We start from the raw sequence: 15,686 nt of genomic DNA, 5'->3' as shown, positions 1-15,686 counted from the left end.
ATGTGAATTCGGTTGCAGCAAACGTAACAGGGCCTTCATAGAAGGCCCTTTTCTTGAGCGAGACTTTAGCTTACTTCACTGATAACTTGCCGCTGAGGGTTGAGAGCTCAATCACACCCTTGCCGCTGCCTAGCACCATATCCAGACTGCTGCCGGGGCCGTATTTTGGTTTTGCTGGGGCTTGGTTGGTCAGGCTGTTATGAATTTTGCCGCTTGGGCCTCCGTTGATGGCCACCCGGGCATCGGCATCGCCAAGCAGTTTGACCGACACATCACCGCTGACCGATTCACCCGACACTTTTACATCGCCTTTAAGCGTGAGTTCGGCATCACCACTCACGGCGTTATATTGCACGCCATGGGCGTTTGGCAGCGTTGCTTCGGTATCTCCGGATACCTGTTCGATACGCACTTTTTTTGTCTGGTTATTGAGCCGAATATCACCGCTGACAGATTTGTAGCTGGCGTCATCGCTGGTGGAGTTATTGTCCTTGACGGTGCCCGATACAGTTTCAATTTTCACCGTGCCACTGAGTTCCGCGGTTTCCACTTCACCTGAAACGGTATTGATGTTGACCTTGCCTCCCAGGCGGTTTGCGTTAATGTCGCCTGAGACTGTGCCCAATCCCAAATCACCTTCCAGCCCCTTGATCCGATAATCCGCAGAAATACCCTCGGCGTTTAAGGTCAGTTTGGCGGGCACCTTGATAACCAGTATTGAGCCCTGATTTTTCTTGCCCTGGTAGCTTTTTGGCAGCTTGTCTTCCAGCAGAATACGACCACCCTGATTTTCAAAAACCAGGCCTTCGCTGAGCTCATCGAGCGTACCTTGGACCTGAATTTTATTCTGGTCCCAGGGGCTTATTTCCACTTCGCCGCGCTGAACCCTGATATCCAACACTACCTGCTCGCCAACATCCAGGCTTTTATCGATTTTTTCTGCGGCAAACAGTGGGCTTGCGAGCAGGCACAGCAGCGACAGTGAGTACAGTGTTTTCATAGGGTGTCTCCTTGTGTGGCGCCGGCTGGCAGCCTTTGACCCTGGGTTAAAAGTTCAATTTCGCGGCGCTGGACCCAGAGCCAGAGCTGCCAAAGTTGCTTATCCTGTGGGTTAGCCTTGAGCGAGCTCAGAATAAGCCGCGCGGCTTCCCGCAGCTCTTTCAAGCCCGCTTCCACCGGCTCTTGATATCCCACCCGCTGCCAGGCGTTGCTGGATGATTCAGCAAGTGAGGCCACTTCCTGACGGTGGGCGAGCTCGATACTTTCTATGAGCGGCAACAGGCTGTTATCCGCCTCGGGCGGATTGTCAGTGGGTAGCTGCGGTACCAAAGCCAGCAGCAGTGCCGCAGCCACGGCAGTTGGTACGTACCAGGGCAGTCTTCGCGGCCGATTCTCGTTTCGGTCTTCCCCTGCCGTTGTTGGCTGTGGGCGGTCGAGCCTTGCGGCAATGGCGGCCCAGTTGGCGTCGGGCGGCGTCAGCTCTTTGGGGGCATTGGCAATCAAATGATCGAGGCGTTCGTCGGTTGCACTGGTCATGACAGCATCTCCTTCATCAGTTCCCGCGCCCTGTGGTAATGAGCCTTGCTGGTGCCGGTGGATATACCGAGCAGACTGGCCACTTCCTCGTGGGAAAAACCTTCCACGGCAAATAGCACAAACACCAGCCGGGCACGCTCCGGTAGCCTGGCTATCAGGCGGTCGAGCAGCAGACCATCGTCATGTTGACTGTGCTCTGGTGCATCCTGTATTTGCCAGTCGGGCACCATTCGGGCCCAAAAGCTGCGATGTTGCTTGAGGGTGCTTAGTGCCTGATTAAGGGCCAACGAGTAAAACCAGGTGCCAAATTGGCTCTCACCACGAAACTGCGGCAGCTTGTGCCACAGGCGAACAAAACTTTCCTGCAATATTTCATCGGCAAGACTCGGTTCGCCGCCAAGACGCAGCGCCAGCGCATAGATCCGTTTATGGTGGCGCTGGTACAGGGCTTCAAAGGCGCTTTTATCGCCCTGTGCCGCTTGTTGCGCCAGGCTGACATCATTCACGTCTTGTGATTGCAACTTGGCCTGCTGTGGTATTGGGAGCACCTTGGGTTCCATCGGTCCTTGTATGCTTAATAAGACAGATGTCCAAGATAGAAAGGTTTAGTGGGGATGCAAGATTTTTTGCATCCCTTGTAACTCATTGTTCCTGAAGCACCTTGAAAACCAGTCTTGCACCGGCCAGGTCGGCTAATGCAGAGCCCACACTCTTGAACAGGGTGATGTCGGTGTCGCTCAAGCGTCCCTGCTCTAAGCCCTGACAGAGTTCAGACAGCTCAGCTTTCACCTCATCCAGCGAAAAGCGTCCCTCTGACACTGGTATCAAGAGCTCACCGGCTTCATTAAAGACGTTGAGCCGTGAATCGACATAGACGTGGGCGTTGGCGATGAGGTGGGTATCGCATTCGCGACAGTCTTTGTGGTGATTGCCGACAAAGTCAGTGTGGGTGCCGGGCGTGACCCATTCTCCGGGAAAGAGTGGGGTCGGGGATCCGGTGGCGCAGCTGATGATGTCGGCCCAGGGCACATCTACTTGCAGCGCATCTGCGGCCGTTACCTCAATATCGGCGCGCTGCGCCCCGATAGCGGCAATGGTCGTGGCGACCTTTTGCGGGTTTCTTCCCCATACTCGGATTTCCGTGATGGGACGTACGCTGGCGTGGGCCAGTGCCATATAGGTAGCCAGATTGCCTGTGGCGCACAGCAACAGTTTTCTACTGTCTTCGCGGGCGAGGAAGCTTGCTGCCAGCGCGGAGATGGCAGCAGTGCGCCAATAGGTGACACTGGTGCCGTCAATCAAGGCCTGTGGTACGCCTGATGCTCTGTCGAATAGCAATATTTGCGAGTACAGGCTCTCGCACCCAGGGTTTTTAACTGGATTGTCAGGTAAGTAGGTAAAGGCTTTTACCGCAATGCTTTCTTCATCCCAGGCTGGCAACAGGGCAAAGGCGTGCTGATTGTCGGCAGTGTCAGACAGCGCGTACACCTGGCGCTGGGGCATGGTGAATGGGCGGCACAGTTGTTGCTTTAGCGCTGCGACAAGGGTTGGAAACGTCAACTTTTGTTGCACTTGGTTGCCATCGATGATTTTCATACTGATCCAGATAAAGTTAAATGACGGGATATTGTATGCAGCTTTTCAGGGGCAAGTAAACTCATTGAAACTGATCCGGCTTCTGGTGAGGGGTGTTAAAAAGTGATTAAAACTCATGGAGTTTTGAGCATTTGCAGCCAATACTCATAAGGATGTCTTCAATCAGAAGAATAATCGACGTGTGACTCTTTTGTGACCCTTAAGGTGCAGTTACCAAATAGACGCCAAGGGGGCTACAGTTATTAAAGATCGCTACATGGGGAAAGTAACATGCTCATTCGTCAAAAATTAATGCTGAGCGCAGCGTTGTCGATCGGTGCCCTGGTGGCGATGTTCGGTTTGCAGCTGTATTCCGGCAATACTCAGGTTGAGTTGGCGTTGGCCGCTCAAACGGTTGTTGAGCTGGAAAGGGATATGCTTGAGCTTCGCAAGGATGAGAAAGATTTTTTAACCCGCAGTGATATGGCCTATGTACAGGGACACGCCCAACATGCAGCAGAGCTAAAAAACAAGCTGAGCGCTGTTAGTCAAGTCTTTGAAAAATATGACATGCCTCTGGCGCCTCTAAATCAGTTTGAGAGTTTGTTGGGGCAATACCTGGCACTGTTTTCCGAGGTGGTAACGCTTCAGCAGCAAATTGGATTGACCCCCAAGTCTGGCTTGTATGGCCGGCTCAGAGAGGCAGTACACAATGTGGAAACCTTACTGAAAGAACACAATAAGCCAGAGCTGGCTGTACAGATGCTGCAATTGCGGCGCAATGAAAAAGATTTTATGTTGCGCCGAGACGCCAGTTATCTGGAGAAGTTTCAGCAAACGCTGCGCAGCTTTGACAGCACCCTTGATGGTTCCGATTTAAGTCCGGATGTTGCCGATGAAATCCGTCGTCTGATGGCGGATTACCAGGTTAATTTCGAAGCCTTGTTTAACAAGGAAAAGGAATTTGGTCTGGGTAAAGAGGACGGCAAGATGGGCGCACTCAGAACCGTGATAGACCAGGCTGAGCAGGCGACCCAGGAACTGCGGGAGCTGGCGCTTCATGAAATTCATGATGAGGAAAGTGACAGTGTTGTCATGGCGACAACCCTGTTTGCCGTGATAGCTGTGCTGGTCGCAATTGTGACCTTTATGATCATCCGCGCCATCATTACCCCCATCAACAATATCAATCAGGTGATTGCACATGTTGGCAAGGATAAAAACCTGACCCTGCGTTGCGACACATCGGGTGAAGATGAAATTGCTGAAATTGGCCGGCATTTTAATGAAATGGTAGAGAGCTTTAGGGCGCTTATTCAGCAGGTTAATGGCGCCGTGGCTGTGATGAATGAATCCTGTCAGGAGCTGTCAGCCAACGCGACCCAGGCGTCCGATGGGGTACTTCGGCAGCTGAATGAAACCGACATGGTCGCTACCGCCATTACTGAGATGGGTGCCACCATCGATGAAATTGCCAAAAACACCGAACTGGCGGCCGAGCGTGCCAACCATACACACACCAATGCTCAGGTAGGGCAGCAGAGCGTTGAGCAAACCATCGAAAAAATCCAGTCACTGGCGCAGCAGCTTAACAATTCGGCCTCTGTGGTGGCTGAGCTTGAGCGTGACAGCGGCACCATAGGCAGTGTGCTGGATGTGATCCGGGGGATTGCTGAGCAAACGAACCTGCTGGCCCTGAACGCTGCCATTGAAGCCGCCCGTGCCGGTGAGCAGGGAAGGGGCTTTGCTGTGGTGGCCGATGAGGTCCGCTCGCTGGCCATGCGTACACAGGAGTCGACCGAAGAAATCGCCGGTATCATCCAAACCCTGCAAAGCCGCACCCGCTCCATTGTGCAATTGATGGAGGCCAGTCAGCGCCAGGGCGGAGAAAGCGCTGAGCAGGCAGCCAGTGCCGGTACCATGTTGGCGCAGATAAACCAGGATGTAACCAACATTATGGACATGAGTACCCAGATAGCCGCGGCCATCGAAGAGCAAAGTTCGGTGGCGGCAGAAGTGAATAAAAACGTAGTAGTTATCAGGGACATCGCCGAAGAATCCTCCCATGCGGCTATGGCGAACGCCAAAGCGTCTGACGATGTGCGGGAGCGGGCCGAGTATTTACAGAGTGCAGTTAGCCAGTTCCGTGTGAGTTGAGTCAGCGTGTTGTGAGAAAGCCGCCGAAAGGCGGTTTTTTTCGGACAATTGCCAAGTGCGGGGCTAAGCTTATATGAAGCTTCATCCGGGGATAATTGTATGCGGCTCAATCATTTCAATATGTTGCTCGGCACCTTGGTTACATTGGCCGCCTTTGTGACATCGTTTCTGATCCACGGCCTTTTCATTCGCCCGGGATTGATTAATGAGGTGCGGGATCAGCAGTTGATGGAGGTAAAGGCCCTTAAAGCGGGCATGAATTTTTTCAGCCAGCCTCTGTCCACCTTTAGCCATGATTACGGTGTTTGGGATGAGATGGTGGCCTTTCTCCAATCTCCCGAACCAGAGTTTATCGAATCCAATCTCTATGATGATGCCTTTGTTGCCGCTGGCATGGATGGCGCCTTTTTATTTGATACCAGCGGAAAACTGGTATGGGGATATCAAGGGGTACCGGGGCTGCTGCCGGACAGCCTTGAGTCGCAGGCTACCTGGATTGGTCCTGTATTACCCGATACCAAGGCCGTGAGTGCTGAGGTCGCCAGTACTCGTCGGGGGGTTATCCGTTACGGAAGTAAGGTGATGTTTTTCAGCAACAGTAATGTGTTGCCAAGCAATGGCCATGGTGAAGTGATTGGCAGTTTTATGGTTGTTCGCCTGATAGATGTCTCACTCACGGATATGCTCAAGGAATTGACTCTGGTTGAGTCCAGTCTGTCTCTTGCTAATCCCAGGCTTCATGGACGCTTGCCCATTCTGGAAGATCCCATACACCTCGATGAGGTAGCTCAAAGTCATCAGTGGCTGGTGAAGGATGTGTTTGGCGCGCCTGCACTGGTGATGACAGTTCAGCATCACAAGAGTGAAATCCCCTCGTTTATTTCCCGTGAATCCATGTTGATTTTTGCGACTTTTATGGTGGTAGTGCTGCTGGGTTCAGTGCCTCTCTCGCTGTTTGTATTGACTCCCCTTGGTAATATCAATCGGGTGCTGGTGAAAATGACGACCCGGGGTCGACTCACCAAAATTAACCAATCCTTTTTTATCGATGAGCTGCACAGGCTGACTGGCTCATTTAACCAGTTGGCAGAAATGCTGGAGCGGCATCAAAACTATCTGGAATCGCTATCCTTCAAAGACCCGCTGACCGGCATTGCCAATCGCCGGGGCTTGGAGGCGTTTGCCGCCAGGGCCCATCAGGAGTGGTTGGATGGTAAGGGGGCTCTTGGGTTTCTGATGGTGGATGTGGACGAGTTTAAACAATATAACGATACACAGGGCCACACAGCGGGTGATAAAGCCTTGCTCTCGGTCGCCCAGACACTACTGATTGAATGTCGGCGCAGGGGAGAGCTGGTCACCCGCTTTGGTGGTGAAGAGTTTTGTGTCGTGGTTCATGGCGACGATACCCTGCAAATGGAACGTTTGGCAGAGCGGATGCTGCACAGGGTGAGAGAGCTTGCCATTACCCATCCATCCGGCCAATTTGGTTACATTACTATCAGTGTTGGTGGTGTTCTCTTTGAGCACTACGATCCCCAGTTCGCCAATACATCCTGGCAGGATATGTTGGTCATGGCGGACAAGCAGCTGTACCTGGCCAAATCAGAAGGTCGCAACCGAGTGTGTGTGCGCTTTATGCAGGCAGCCAGATTGATGAAAACGGTAGGGTAAAACAAATCTGTAAGGGGTAGACGTTGTGAGACGCCTCTGTAACGGCAACCGGGTTACTGTGTGGTTATGATATAAGACGGTGTATTTCAGCTACACACCGTCTGCTTCGGCCGCAGGTCCCTTTTACTTTTTCTTGCCCAAACCTTTTTCACATGCTTTCAAAAGGGGCCTCAAACACAAAAGTCACCTAAAGCACAAAAGTCCCCACCTGGGCTCGCATGTGTCCTGCCAGCTGTGCGAGTTGATTAACTGCCTCACTCAAATCGTTTGCGGCCTGAGTCGATTCCTGGGCTATATCACTGATGGCGATGATGCTCTGATTGATGCTTTCAGCGACGCAACTTTGTTCGTCGGCGGCGGTGGCTATATGGGTGTTGAGTTGGGTTATGCTGTCGACACTCGCCACTATGTCCTGCAGCGCGCTGCCAGCGGCGTTGGTGCTTTGGTTTGCATTGTCTACCTGGGCAATGCCTTGTTCCATGGAGGATACAGCGCTTTTCACCCCTTGCTGTAAGGATTCAATCATGGACTCAATTTCCCGGGTCGATTCGCTTGTGCGCTGAGCCAGGGTTCTAACTTCATCGGCCACTACGGCAAATCCGCGTCCCTGTTCACCCGCTCTTGCCGCTTCGATAGCGGCGTTCAGGGCCAGCAGGTTGGTTTGTTCGGCAATGCTCTTAATCACATCCAGCACCCGTCCTATGTTTTGGCTCTCGGTGGCAAGTTCGCCTATCACGGCAGCCGTTCCCTGAATTTGTGACGCGAGCACCGACATGCTGCTGATGGACTGCTGCACTATGCTGTTGCCCTTGGCGGCACTTTCATCGGCATTTCTGGCGGATTCTGCGGCTGAGTTGCTGCTTTGCGCAACTTCTGCCACTGCGGCTGTCATTTCATTCATGGCGGTGGCGGTTTGCTCAGTCTCCGATTGCTGCTTGAACATGCGATCATTAGCTTGGCGGGTAAACTCATTCAATTCATCAGCAGAGTCCCCGAGGGTCGATGCGGCTTCGGCAATACTCTTCAAAATGCCCCTGAGGTGGTTTACCACGCCGTTCAAGTCTTTGGATATTTGACCCAGTTCATCATCACGGAAAACGGTAAAGCTGACTGTCATATCCGATTTATCCCGCATCATCATGAGCTTTTGGCGTATTTCGGTCACGGGGGTCATGACTCCCCGATTAACCCAAAAACCGAAAAAGCTGGTGATGACGATGGCAAAGGCGGCAAGACTGATAAACCATTTCAGCGAGCTGGAGTGCAGCGTCTCTACCTGCTCACGCTCCATGTCGGCAATGTGAATTTGCAGCGCGACAAGCTCGGCAATTTTACCGCTGATGGGATCGATGACTTCGTAAAGGGGCATGATGTCGCCACTGAATTGACCAATGACGCTGCCTGATTTGCCCGCGAGTTTGTCCAGGAGAAGTTGAATTTGCCGATTGGCTGGAGCAAACAGTTGCTGTGCCTGTTGGGCCAGCTTTTGTTCGTCAGAGGTCAGCTCGGTCGCCATGTACTTGTCCCAGCGGTTGGCAATGTTCTTGTTGGCTTCGATTAAACCGTGTCTGGCTTCTTCAGCGGAAAAACCACCTGCATTGGCTTTGTTGATGGCATCAATGACAAATACGGCATAGTCATCGCCAATCAGTTTGAGATCTTCAAGAGGAACGACTCTGTCATGGTAGATGCGAAGCACGCCGTCTTCTATTTTGGACATGATGTTCATGGAGACGCCGCAAACGATGATTAGCAGCAGCACAGGAATAAAAAATCCCAGCAGCATCTTGTGTTTAATCTGCAATTGATTCATCGGAGACCCCCGACAGGGTAAATGGACTCTCCTTCGCCTGACTCTGTCATGCCTTTGGTTGAGCCATAGTTATAGGTATAGCAAACGGAGGTATTTTCGGGAGGGATATTACAGATACAAAAAAACCTCGCATTGCGAGGTTTATTTGTTTGGTACAGGTGAGAAGACTTGAACTTCCACGCTCGTAAGAGCACCAGCACCTGAAGCTGGCGTGTCTACCAATTCCACCACACCTGCACTGTATTGTTAAAGACTCTTTGTGTTAATTGGTACAGGTGAGAAGACTTGAACTTCCACGCCCGTAAGGGCACCAGCACCTGAAGCTGGCGTGTCTACCAATTCCACCACACCTGCACAATGAGTCTTTGTACAGCTAACTATAATTGCAAAGTGGTACAGGTGAGAAGACTTGAACTTCCACGCCCGTAAGGGCACCAGCACCTGAAGCTGGCGTGTCTACCAATTCCACCACACCTGCACTGTACTGCCTTGCAATTTTTCTCAGTCGCCTGAGCACCTTAAGTTGAAGGTGGTGCCCGAACCCGGAATCGAACCAGGGACACGCGGATTTTCAATCCGCTGCTCTACCAACTGAGCTATTCGGGCGACGGGGTGCATTAAATAGCTTTTGGAGTTTTGAGTCAACTCTTTTCTCAGGAATATTTCAAAAATATGTGTGTTTGGATAAGTTTTGCCCGAATCGGTCTGAAAGCGGTGTTTTTGTGTGTTTTTATTGTGCAATACAGGAAATCCCTATGGAACTAGGGTGGGTTTTAGAAAGGGGTATATAGCGAGTAAAGGGAGAGGATATAAGGGGTTGTGGTAGGGAAAAGGTTGGAAAAATCGGGTTAAAGGCCAAAAAAACAACGCCCGGCCTATAGCCGGGCGTTATTACAGGTGGCGGTACCTTAGTTTTCCAGCATCTCATTGGCAGGGAAATTTTCCTGCATCACCATCAGGACATGCTTTTTAAGCTGTTCCTGGCCAAGCTCATCATAGGACTGGGCCATAATTTCCAGTGCACGTTCTGTAGATGGAGTACCCGGGAAGGACTCCATCACAGTTTGAGCTCGAACGGCTGCGGCACTCCATGCATTCATCTTGACGTAGTATTCAGCCACCTGAATGGAGTAGCGGGCCAGGCGGTTTTTCAAAAACTGCATCCGTTGATGGGCATCGGCCGCATATTTGCTGTTTGGATAGATCTTGATAAGACGCTCAAAGTCCTTAAAGGCATCCATGGCGTTTTTGGGATCGCGATCGGTACGATCTATGTTCATCATGTCATGGAACAGATAGTTGTCAGCCTGCATGTTTACCAGGCCCCGCATATACTGCACATAGTCCACATCGGGGTGAGTGGGGTTGAGGCGCAGGAAGCGGTCAATGTTGGCAATCGCCTGGGGGGTGTCGTCCAGCTTATAGTAGGCATAGATCATGTCCAGCTGAACCTGAGTCTTGTGCGCACCGAAGGGGAAACGGGAATCCAGGGCTTCCAGGCTTTTAACGGCTTTGGAGAAATTCCCCAGTTCCATGGAGGTTCTGGCCTGGGCATAAAGTGCCTCAGGTGACTTCTGGCTCAGTACGAGATCTTCCTGACTTCCTGAGCTGCTACAAGCGCCCAGCGCCAGCGCGAACAAGGCAACGGCCGAGCCTTTGGCAAATTTATACATACTTGAATTCAATTCTTTTGAAGTTGTAGTTAAGAATTCTTCCATTTCACGATAAAATGGAAAACATCCGATTGTAACAGATAGCATACCACTTTGGACCCCGATACCGGGGTACGGTTCCCATGACCCAAGAGATTAATCTAAAAAGCGAGATTTCAGCAACACAAACGGGGCTGAGACTGGATCAAGCCATTGCGGAGTTGTTTCCCGACTATTCGCGTACCCGGCTGAAAGAATGGATCCTCGGTGGCAACGTCTACGTAGATGGTGTCGTTGTGACTAAACCCAGAGAAAAGGTACTCGAATCTCAAGTCATTGAGATTGAGGCCACCCTGGAAGAAGAAGTCGCAGCAGAGGCCCAGGCCATCGATCTCGATATCGTCTACGAAGACGACCATATTCTGGTGATCAATAAGCAGGCCGGTCTGGTCGTGCATCCCGGTGCCGGAAATGCCGATGGCACCCTGATGAATGCACTTTTGCACCACTGTCCTGAAATTGAGCATGTGCCCAGAGCCGGTATCATCCATCGTTTGGATAAAGACACCACTGGTTTGATGGTGGTGGCAAAAACGGTAGAGGCCCAGACTCATTTGGTTGCTGCGCTGCAGGCCCGTGATATCACCCGTGAATACGAAGCCATAGTGCTTGGTACCATGACAGCCGGCGGTACTGTGGATGCTCCTATTGGTCGTCATCCAACCAAGCGCACCCATATGGCGGTGCACCACAGTGGCCGTCCTTCGGTGACCCATTACCGGGTAGCCGAAAAGTTCCGTGCCCATACCCGTTTGCGTCTGCGTCTGGAAACCGGCCGTACTCACCAAATTCGTGTGCATATGGCGCACATTGGTCATGTGCTGGTGGGGGACCCTGTATATGGTGGTCGTCCAAAGCCGCCTAAAAATGCCAGCCCGGAGTTTTTTGAAATCCTGAAAGGCTTCACCCGTCAGGCGCTGCACGCAGTCAGGCTCGAGCTTGCGCACCCGGTCACCATGGAAATCATGTCCTTCAACGCGCCAATCCCTGAAGACATGGTGTTGCTGACCAAGGCCCTTCGTAAAGATACTGAGGCCAATCCTCAGGACCATATCTGATACCAAGGGGATAGCTGAGATGTTGCGCCCGCATTGGCCACTACCTCCCGGTGTGAAGCTTGCCTTTACCGATCGTAAGGGTGGCATAAGTGACCCACCCTACGACGGCCTGAACCTTGGGCTGCATGTGGGGGATGATGCGGGGCGGGTTGAATGCAATCGCCGCGAGCTTGTGGCAGCCCTGGCGTTGCCCGCCGAGCCACTTTGGCTCGAGCAGGTGCACGGGACAGAAGTGTACCGGGTTGATGACAAACAACAGGGTTGCGGCAATATTTCAGCTGCAGCTTCCGGTGGCGCAAAGCTACCCGTTGCCGATGCCAGTTACACCAATAGTGCCGGTACAGTGTGCGCCGTAATGACGGCCGACTGCTTACCTGTGCTTTTTGCCTCCGCCGATGGTCAGGAGATTGCGGCTGCCCACGCAGGGTGGCGTGGTTTGTGTGATGGTGTGCTTGAGCAAACCCTGGCCTGTTTCGTTGCGCCTACCGAGCAAATTTATGCTTATCTGGGCCCCGCCATTGGCCCGCAAGCGTTTGAGGTGGGGGCGGAAGTGCGCGACGCGTTTATGGCGCAGGATCCTGGCTCCGACGTGTGTTTCACGGCATCTGGCCAGAATAAGTTTCTGGCCGACCTCTTTTCATTGGCGAAGCGACGACTGATGCATGCTGGTGTGGTGCAGTGTTTCTCGACAGACATCTGCACCTATTCTCACCCCAATGATTACTTTTCCTACCGGCGCGACGGCGTGACCGGTCGTATGGCCTCCCTCATCTGGCGGGATTAACCTCCATTTTTGTGTGTGATTATTATTTGCGCACTTGAAAATCCCGTTTGCAGCCCCATCTTTTAGGTAACTACTCTCAGGTGACCACCTTTAGGTAACCATTCTTGGGTAACTAAAATTCAATGCGGTCCTAGTTACAGGAGGCTGTATGCGACTCGATCGTATGACCAACAAATTCCAGATTGCCATATCTGATGCTCAGTCTCTGGCCCTTGGCAGAGACCACCAATTTATCGAACCCGTGCACCTGATGATGGCGCTGCTGAATCAGGACGGCGGCTCCATTCACCCTTTATTAACCCAGTCCGGCATTCGGGTGAGCAACCTGCGCTCACTGCTGTCCCAGGAGTTGGAACGTCAGCCACAGGTAGAAGGCACCGGCGGTGATGTGCAGTTGTCGCAAGCACTAATTCGTTTGCTGAACCTGTGCGACAAGCTATCGCAAAAGCGTAAAGACAAATACATCTCCAGCGAGCTGTTTGTGCTGGCCGCGCTGGAAGGCAGTGACACCCTGGCGCAAATTCTCAAACAGGCGGGCGCCACCAAAGAGCGGCTGGAGCAAACCATTGAAGATATCCGCGCCGGCCAGAAGGTGGATGACCCCAACGCCGAAGACAACCGTCAGGCACTGAAAAAGTACACTGTTGATCTGACCGAGCGCGCAGAGCAGGGCAAGCTTGACCCTGTAATTGGCCGTGACGATGAAATTCGCCGCACCATTCAGGTCTTGCAGCGCCGCAGTAAAAATAACCCCGTGCTCATCGGTGAGCCCGGTGTGGGTAAAACCGCCATCGTCGAGGGGCTCGCCCAGCGGATTGTTAATGGCGAGGTGCCGGAGGGCATTAAAAACAAGCGGGTGTTGTCCCTGGATATGGGCGCGCTGGTGGCCGGTGCCAAATACCGAGGTGAGTTTGAGGAGCGCTTGAAAGCTGTCCTCAATGAGCTGGCTCAGGAAGAAGGTCAGGTGATCCTCTTTATCGATGAGCTGCACACCATGGTGGGTGCCGGTAAGAGTGACGGCGCCATGGACGCGGGTAACATGCTCAAGCCTGCACTTGCCCGCGGTGAGCTGCACTGCGTTGGTGCCACTACTTTGGATGAATATCGCCAGTATGTAGAGAAAGATGCCGCCCTCGAGCGCCGCTTCCAGAAAGTGCTGGTGGACGAGCCCTCGGTGGAAGACACCATTGCCATTTTGCGCGGTCTCAAGGAGCGTTACGAGCTGCACCACCATGTGGAAATTACCGATCCGGCCATTGTGGCCGCGGCGAGCATGTCGCACCGCTATGTGTCAGACCGGAAACTGCCTGATAAGGCCATCGACCTGATTGATGAAGCAGCGTCCAGCATTCGGATGCAGATTGACTCCAAGCCGGAATCGCTTGACCGCCTGGAGCGCCGTGCCATTCAGCTTAAGCTGGAGGAGCAGGCGCTGGCGAAAGAAAACGACGAAGCCAGCCGCAAACGTTTGGAGCATTTGCGCCATGAGCTGAAAGACGTGGAAGCCAAGGCCAATGAGCTCAACGAAATCTGGCGTACCGAGAAAGCCGCGCTCGCGGGAACCCAGCATATTAAAGCAGACCTCGAGCAGGCGCGTATGGATCTGGAAGTGGCCCGCCGGGCGAGCGATCTGACCCGCATGTCTGAGCTGCAATATGGCCGTATCCCCGAGCTTGAAAAGCAGCTCGACCTGGCGGCACAAGCCGAAATGCAGGACATGAAGCTGCTGCGCAACAAGGTGACCGACGTGGAAATCGCCGAGGTACTGTCCAAGGCAACCGGTATTCCTGTGGCCAAGATGCTCGAAGGCGAGCGTGAAAAGCTGCTGCAAATGGAGCATGCGCTGCATGAGCGGGTGATTGGTCAGAACGAGGCCGTGGATGCCGTGGCCAATGCTATTCGCAGAAGCCGCGCCGGGCTTGCCGATCCAAATCGTCCCATCGGTTCATTTCTGTTCCTCGGCCCGACCGGGGTGGGTAAAACCGAGTTATGTAAATCACTGGCGAAGTTTTTGTTCGACACCGAATCGGCGCTGGTGCGTATCGATATGTCAGAATTTATGGAGAAGCATTCGGTCTCCCGTTTGGTTGGGGCGCCTCCCGGCTATGTGGGTTACGAAGAGGGCGGTTACCTTACCGAGGCTGTGCGCCGCAAACCTTATTCGGTCATTCTGCTCGATGAGGTGGAAAAAGCGCATCCGGATGTGTTCAACATTCTGTTGCAGGTGCTGGACGATGGTCGCCTGACCGATGGCCAGGGCCGCACCGTGGATTTCCGCAATACCGTGGTGATCATGACCTCAAACCTCGGCTCAGACATTATTCAGGAGCGCTTCGGTACCCTGGATTATGCCCAGATGAAGCAAGAAGTGATGAATGTGGTGGTGCACAGCTTCCGGCCCGAGTTTTTGAACCGGATTGATGAAACGGTTGTGTTCCACCCGCTGGATGCAGAGCACATCAAGAACATTGCCTCCATCCAAATCGAATCGCTGCGCAGGCGGTTGGCTGAGAGAGAGTTTGAGCTCGACCTCAGCGAAGAAGCGCTGGCCTTTATTGCCAGAGCCGGCTTTGATCCTGTTTATGGTGCGCGGCCGCTGAAACGGGCGCTGCAACAAGAGGTTGAAAATCCGCTGGCGCAGAAACTGCTGCGGGGTGAGTTTATCCCCGGCAAACCCATTCGGGTTGACTGCCAGGATGCTGAGTTGGTGTTTGCCCAATAACCCGACAAAGCACAGTCATTGGATACTGAGCCGCAAATGTCGTGGTTTATTGGTCATGTGCAATTCAGACCATAAAGAAGAGGGAGCCGGCAGGCTCCCTCTTTTATTACCTGTAGTCAATGTCACGAATATTCGAATATTCGGCGTGGGCTACTTTTTCCCGTCTTTACAGAAAAGTGAAATCCGCTTTTTGGCGTCTGAGAGAGCAGTCTCACGCTCTTCGTCGGTCATCATCACGGGCTCGCCGGTAGAGTCATCTTTACGGGTTACGCGGCTAAAGTTGGACAGTACGTCCAGATTCTGCTTCGCTTGCTCACAAATGGCGTCAGCCTGGTCGGCATTTTGCTGACGAACCAAATCGGCATTTTTTTGTTCATCCGATACTGTCTCGTCGTTCTTGAGAATGGGCTTGGGTGAATCAAAGCCAATGGGCTTGGGCTCAAGTTCTGCGGCATTCAGGGTTTGCGTCTGAGTCTCATCCGGTGGTGGCTGCTCGCTGAAATGCGTCACGCCATTCTTATCCACCCATTTATAAATGGTCGCGGCCTGACTCATACCGCAAACCAAGAGTAAAGGGATGAGTATTGCCTGGTACCTGAATTCCATAAGGCCCTGCCTCCATAAAGCACTCGCCTGTGATTGGCGAAAATGTGGT

General features: G+C 52.8%; 12 protein-coding genes and 4 tRNA genes. 5 read left to right on the top strand and 11 right to left on the bottom strand.

Annotation, left to right across the window (positions count from 1 at the left end; translation table 11 throughout):
* Positions 1 to 70: 70 nt before the first annotated feature.
* The 4 genes from K0H79_RS13695 to K0H79_RS13680 form a co-directional block, all read right to left on the bottom strand.
* Entirely contained in the window at positions 71 to 1,000 is a 930-nt protein-coding gene (locus K0H79_RS13695; protein ID WP_220076173.1) for a DUF4097 family beta strand repeat-containing protein, read from the bottom strand.
* On the bottom strand, positions 997 to 1,536 hold the full coding sequence (locus tag K0H79_RS13690) for a hypothetical protein (protein ID WP_220076172.1): 540 nt from the start codon (positions 1,534 to 1,536) through the stop codon (positions 997 to 999). Before K0H79_RS13690 ends, K0H79_RS13695 begins: the two co-directional genes overlap by 4 nt.
* The gene (locus K0H79_RS13685; RefSeq protein ID WP_220076171.1) at positions 1,533 to 2,096 is read right to left on the bottom strand and encodes an RNA polymerase sigma factor; all 564 of its coding nucleotides are present in this window, start codon (positions 2,094 to 2,096) and stop codon (positions 1,533 to 1,535) included. Before K0H79_RS13685 ends, K0H79_RS13690 begins: the two co-directional genes overlap by 4 nt.
* Before the next feature lie 82 nt (positions 2,097 to 2,178).
* Entirely contained in the window at positions 2,179 to 3,132 is a 954-nt protein-coding gene (locus tag K0H79_RS13680; protein WP_220076170.1) for an ornithine cyclodeaminase family protein, read from the bottom strand.
* A gap of 270 nt (positions 3,133 to 3,402) precedes the next feature.
* On the opposite strand from K0H79_RS13680, the gene K0H79_RS13675 reads away from it, so the two are divergent.
* Together K0H79_RS13675 and K0H79_RS13670 are read left to right on the top strand one after the other, a co-directional pair.
* A complete protein-coding gene (locus K0H79_RS13675) occupies positions 3,403 to 5,268 on the top strand; it encodes a methyl-accepting chemotaxis protein (RefSeq protein ID WP_220076169.1) in 1,866 nt (621 codons plus the stop codon).
* Positions 5,269 to 5,367: 99 nt separating this feature from the next.
* Positions 5,368 to 6,942 carry a diguanylate cyclase gene (locus K0H79_RS13670; protein WP_220076168.1) on the top strand — a complete coding sequence of 525 codons (1,575 nt, stop codon included), beginning with the start codon at positions 5,368 to 5,370 and terminating at the stop codon, positions 6,940 to 6,942.
* 187 nt (positions 6,943 to 7,129) lie between these two features.
* On the opposite strand, the gene K0H79_RS13665 is transcribed toward K0H79_RS13670, so the two are convergent.
* From K0H79_RS13665 to K0H79_RS13640, 6 genes are all read right to left on the bottom strand, one after another.
* Entirely contained in the window at positions 7,130 to 8,755 is a 1,626-nt protein-coding gene (locus K0H79_RS13665; RefSeq protein ID WP_220076167.1) for a methyl-accepting chemotaxis protein, read from the bottom strand.
* A gap of 150 nt (positions 8,756 to 8,905) precedes the next feature.
* Positions 8,906 to 8,992, bottom strand: a tRNA-Leu gene (locus tag K0H79_RS13660).
* A gap of 30 nt (positions 8,993 to 9,022) precedes the next feature.
* A tRNA-Leu gene (locus K0H79_RS13655) sits at positions 9,023 to 9,109 on the bottom strand.
* A gap of 37 nt (positions 9,110 to 9,146) precedes the next feature.
* A tRNA-Leu gene (locus K0H79_RS13650) sits at positions 9,147 to 9,233 on the bottom strand.
* 52 nt (positions 9,234 to 9,285) lie between these two features.
* A tRNA-Phe gene (locus K0H79_RS13645) sits at positions 9,286 to 9,361 on the bottom strand.
* Positions 9,362 to 9,663: 302 nt separating this feature from the next.
* On the bottom strand, positions 9,664 to 10,428 hold the full coding sequence (locus tag K0H79_RS13640; protein WP_220076166.1) for an outer membrane protein assembly factor BamD: 765 nt from the start codon (positions 10,426 to 10,428) through the stop codon (positions 9,664 to 9,666).
* A 122-nt stretch (positions 10,429 to 10,550) separates the two neighbouring features.
* Here K0H79_RS13640 and rluD point away from each other — a divergent pair, with 122 nt between their 5' ends.
* From rluD to clpB, 3 genes are all read left to right on the top strand, one after another.
* Positions 10,551 to 11,525: a 23S rRNA pseudouridine(1911/1915/1917) synthase RluD gene (gene rluD, locus K0H79_RS13635; RefSeq protein ID WP_220065277.1), complete on the top strand. Its 975-nt coding sequence runs from the start codon at positions 10,551 to 10,553 to the stop codon at positions 11,523 to 11,525.
* Between the two features lie 19 nt (positions 11,526 to 11,544).
* Entirely contained in the window at positions 11,545 to 12,309 is a 765-nt protein-coding gene (pgeF, locus tag K0H79_RS13630; RefSeq protein WP_220076165.1) for a peptidoglycan editing factor PgeF, read from the top strand.
* Positions 12,310 to 12,457: 148 nt separating this feature from the next.
* The gene (gene clpB / locus K0H79_RS13625; RefSeq protein WP_220076164.1) at positions 12,458 to 15,031 is read left to right on the top strand and encodes an ATP-dependent chaperone ClpB; all 2,574 of its coding nucleotides are present in this window, start codon (positions 12,458 to 12,460) and stop codon (positions 15,029 to 15,031) included.
* A gap of 150 nt (positions 15,032 to 15,181) precedes the next feature.
* On the opposite strand, the gene K0H79_RS13620 is transcribed toward clpB, so the two are convergent.
* Positions 15,182 to 15,637, bottom strand: a complete 456-nt coding sequence (locus tag K0H79_RS13620; protein ID WP_220076163.1) for a DUF4124 domain-containing protein — start codon at positions 15,635 to 15,637, stop codon at positions 15,182 to 15,184.
* Between the last annotated feature and the right edge of the window lie 49 nt (positions 15,638 to 15,686).

The organism is Shewanella sp. FJAT-52076 (assembly GCF_019457455.1).
Taxonomy (GTDB): domain Bacteria; phylum Pseudomonadota; class Gammaproteobacteria; order Enterobacterales; family Shewanellaceae; genus Shewanella; species Shewanella zhangzhouensis.
Note: the sequence above shows the minus strand (reverse complement) of the source record. Positions and strands in the feature narration are given on the sequence as shown.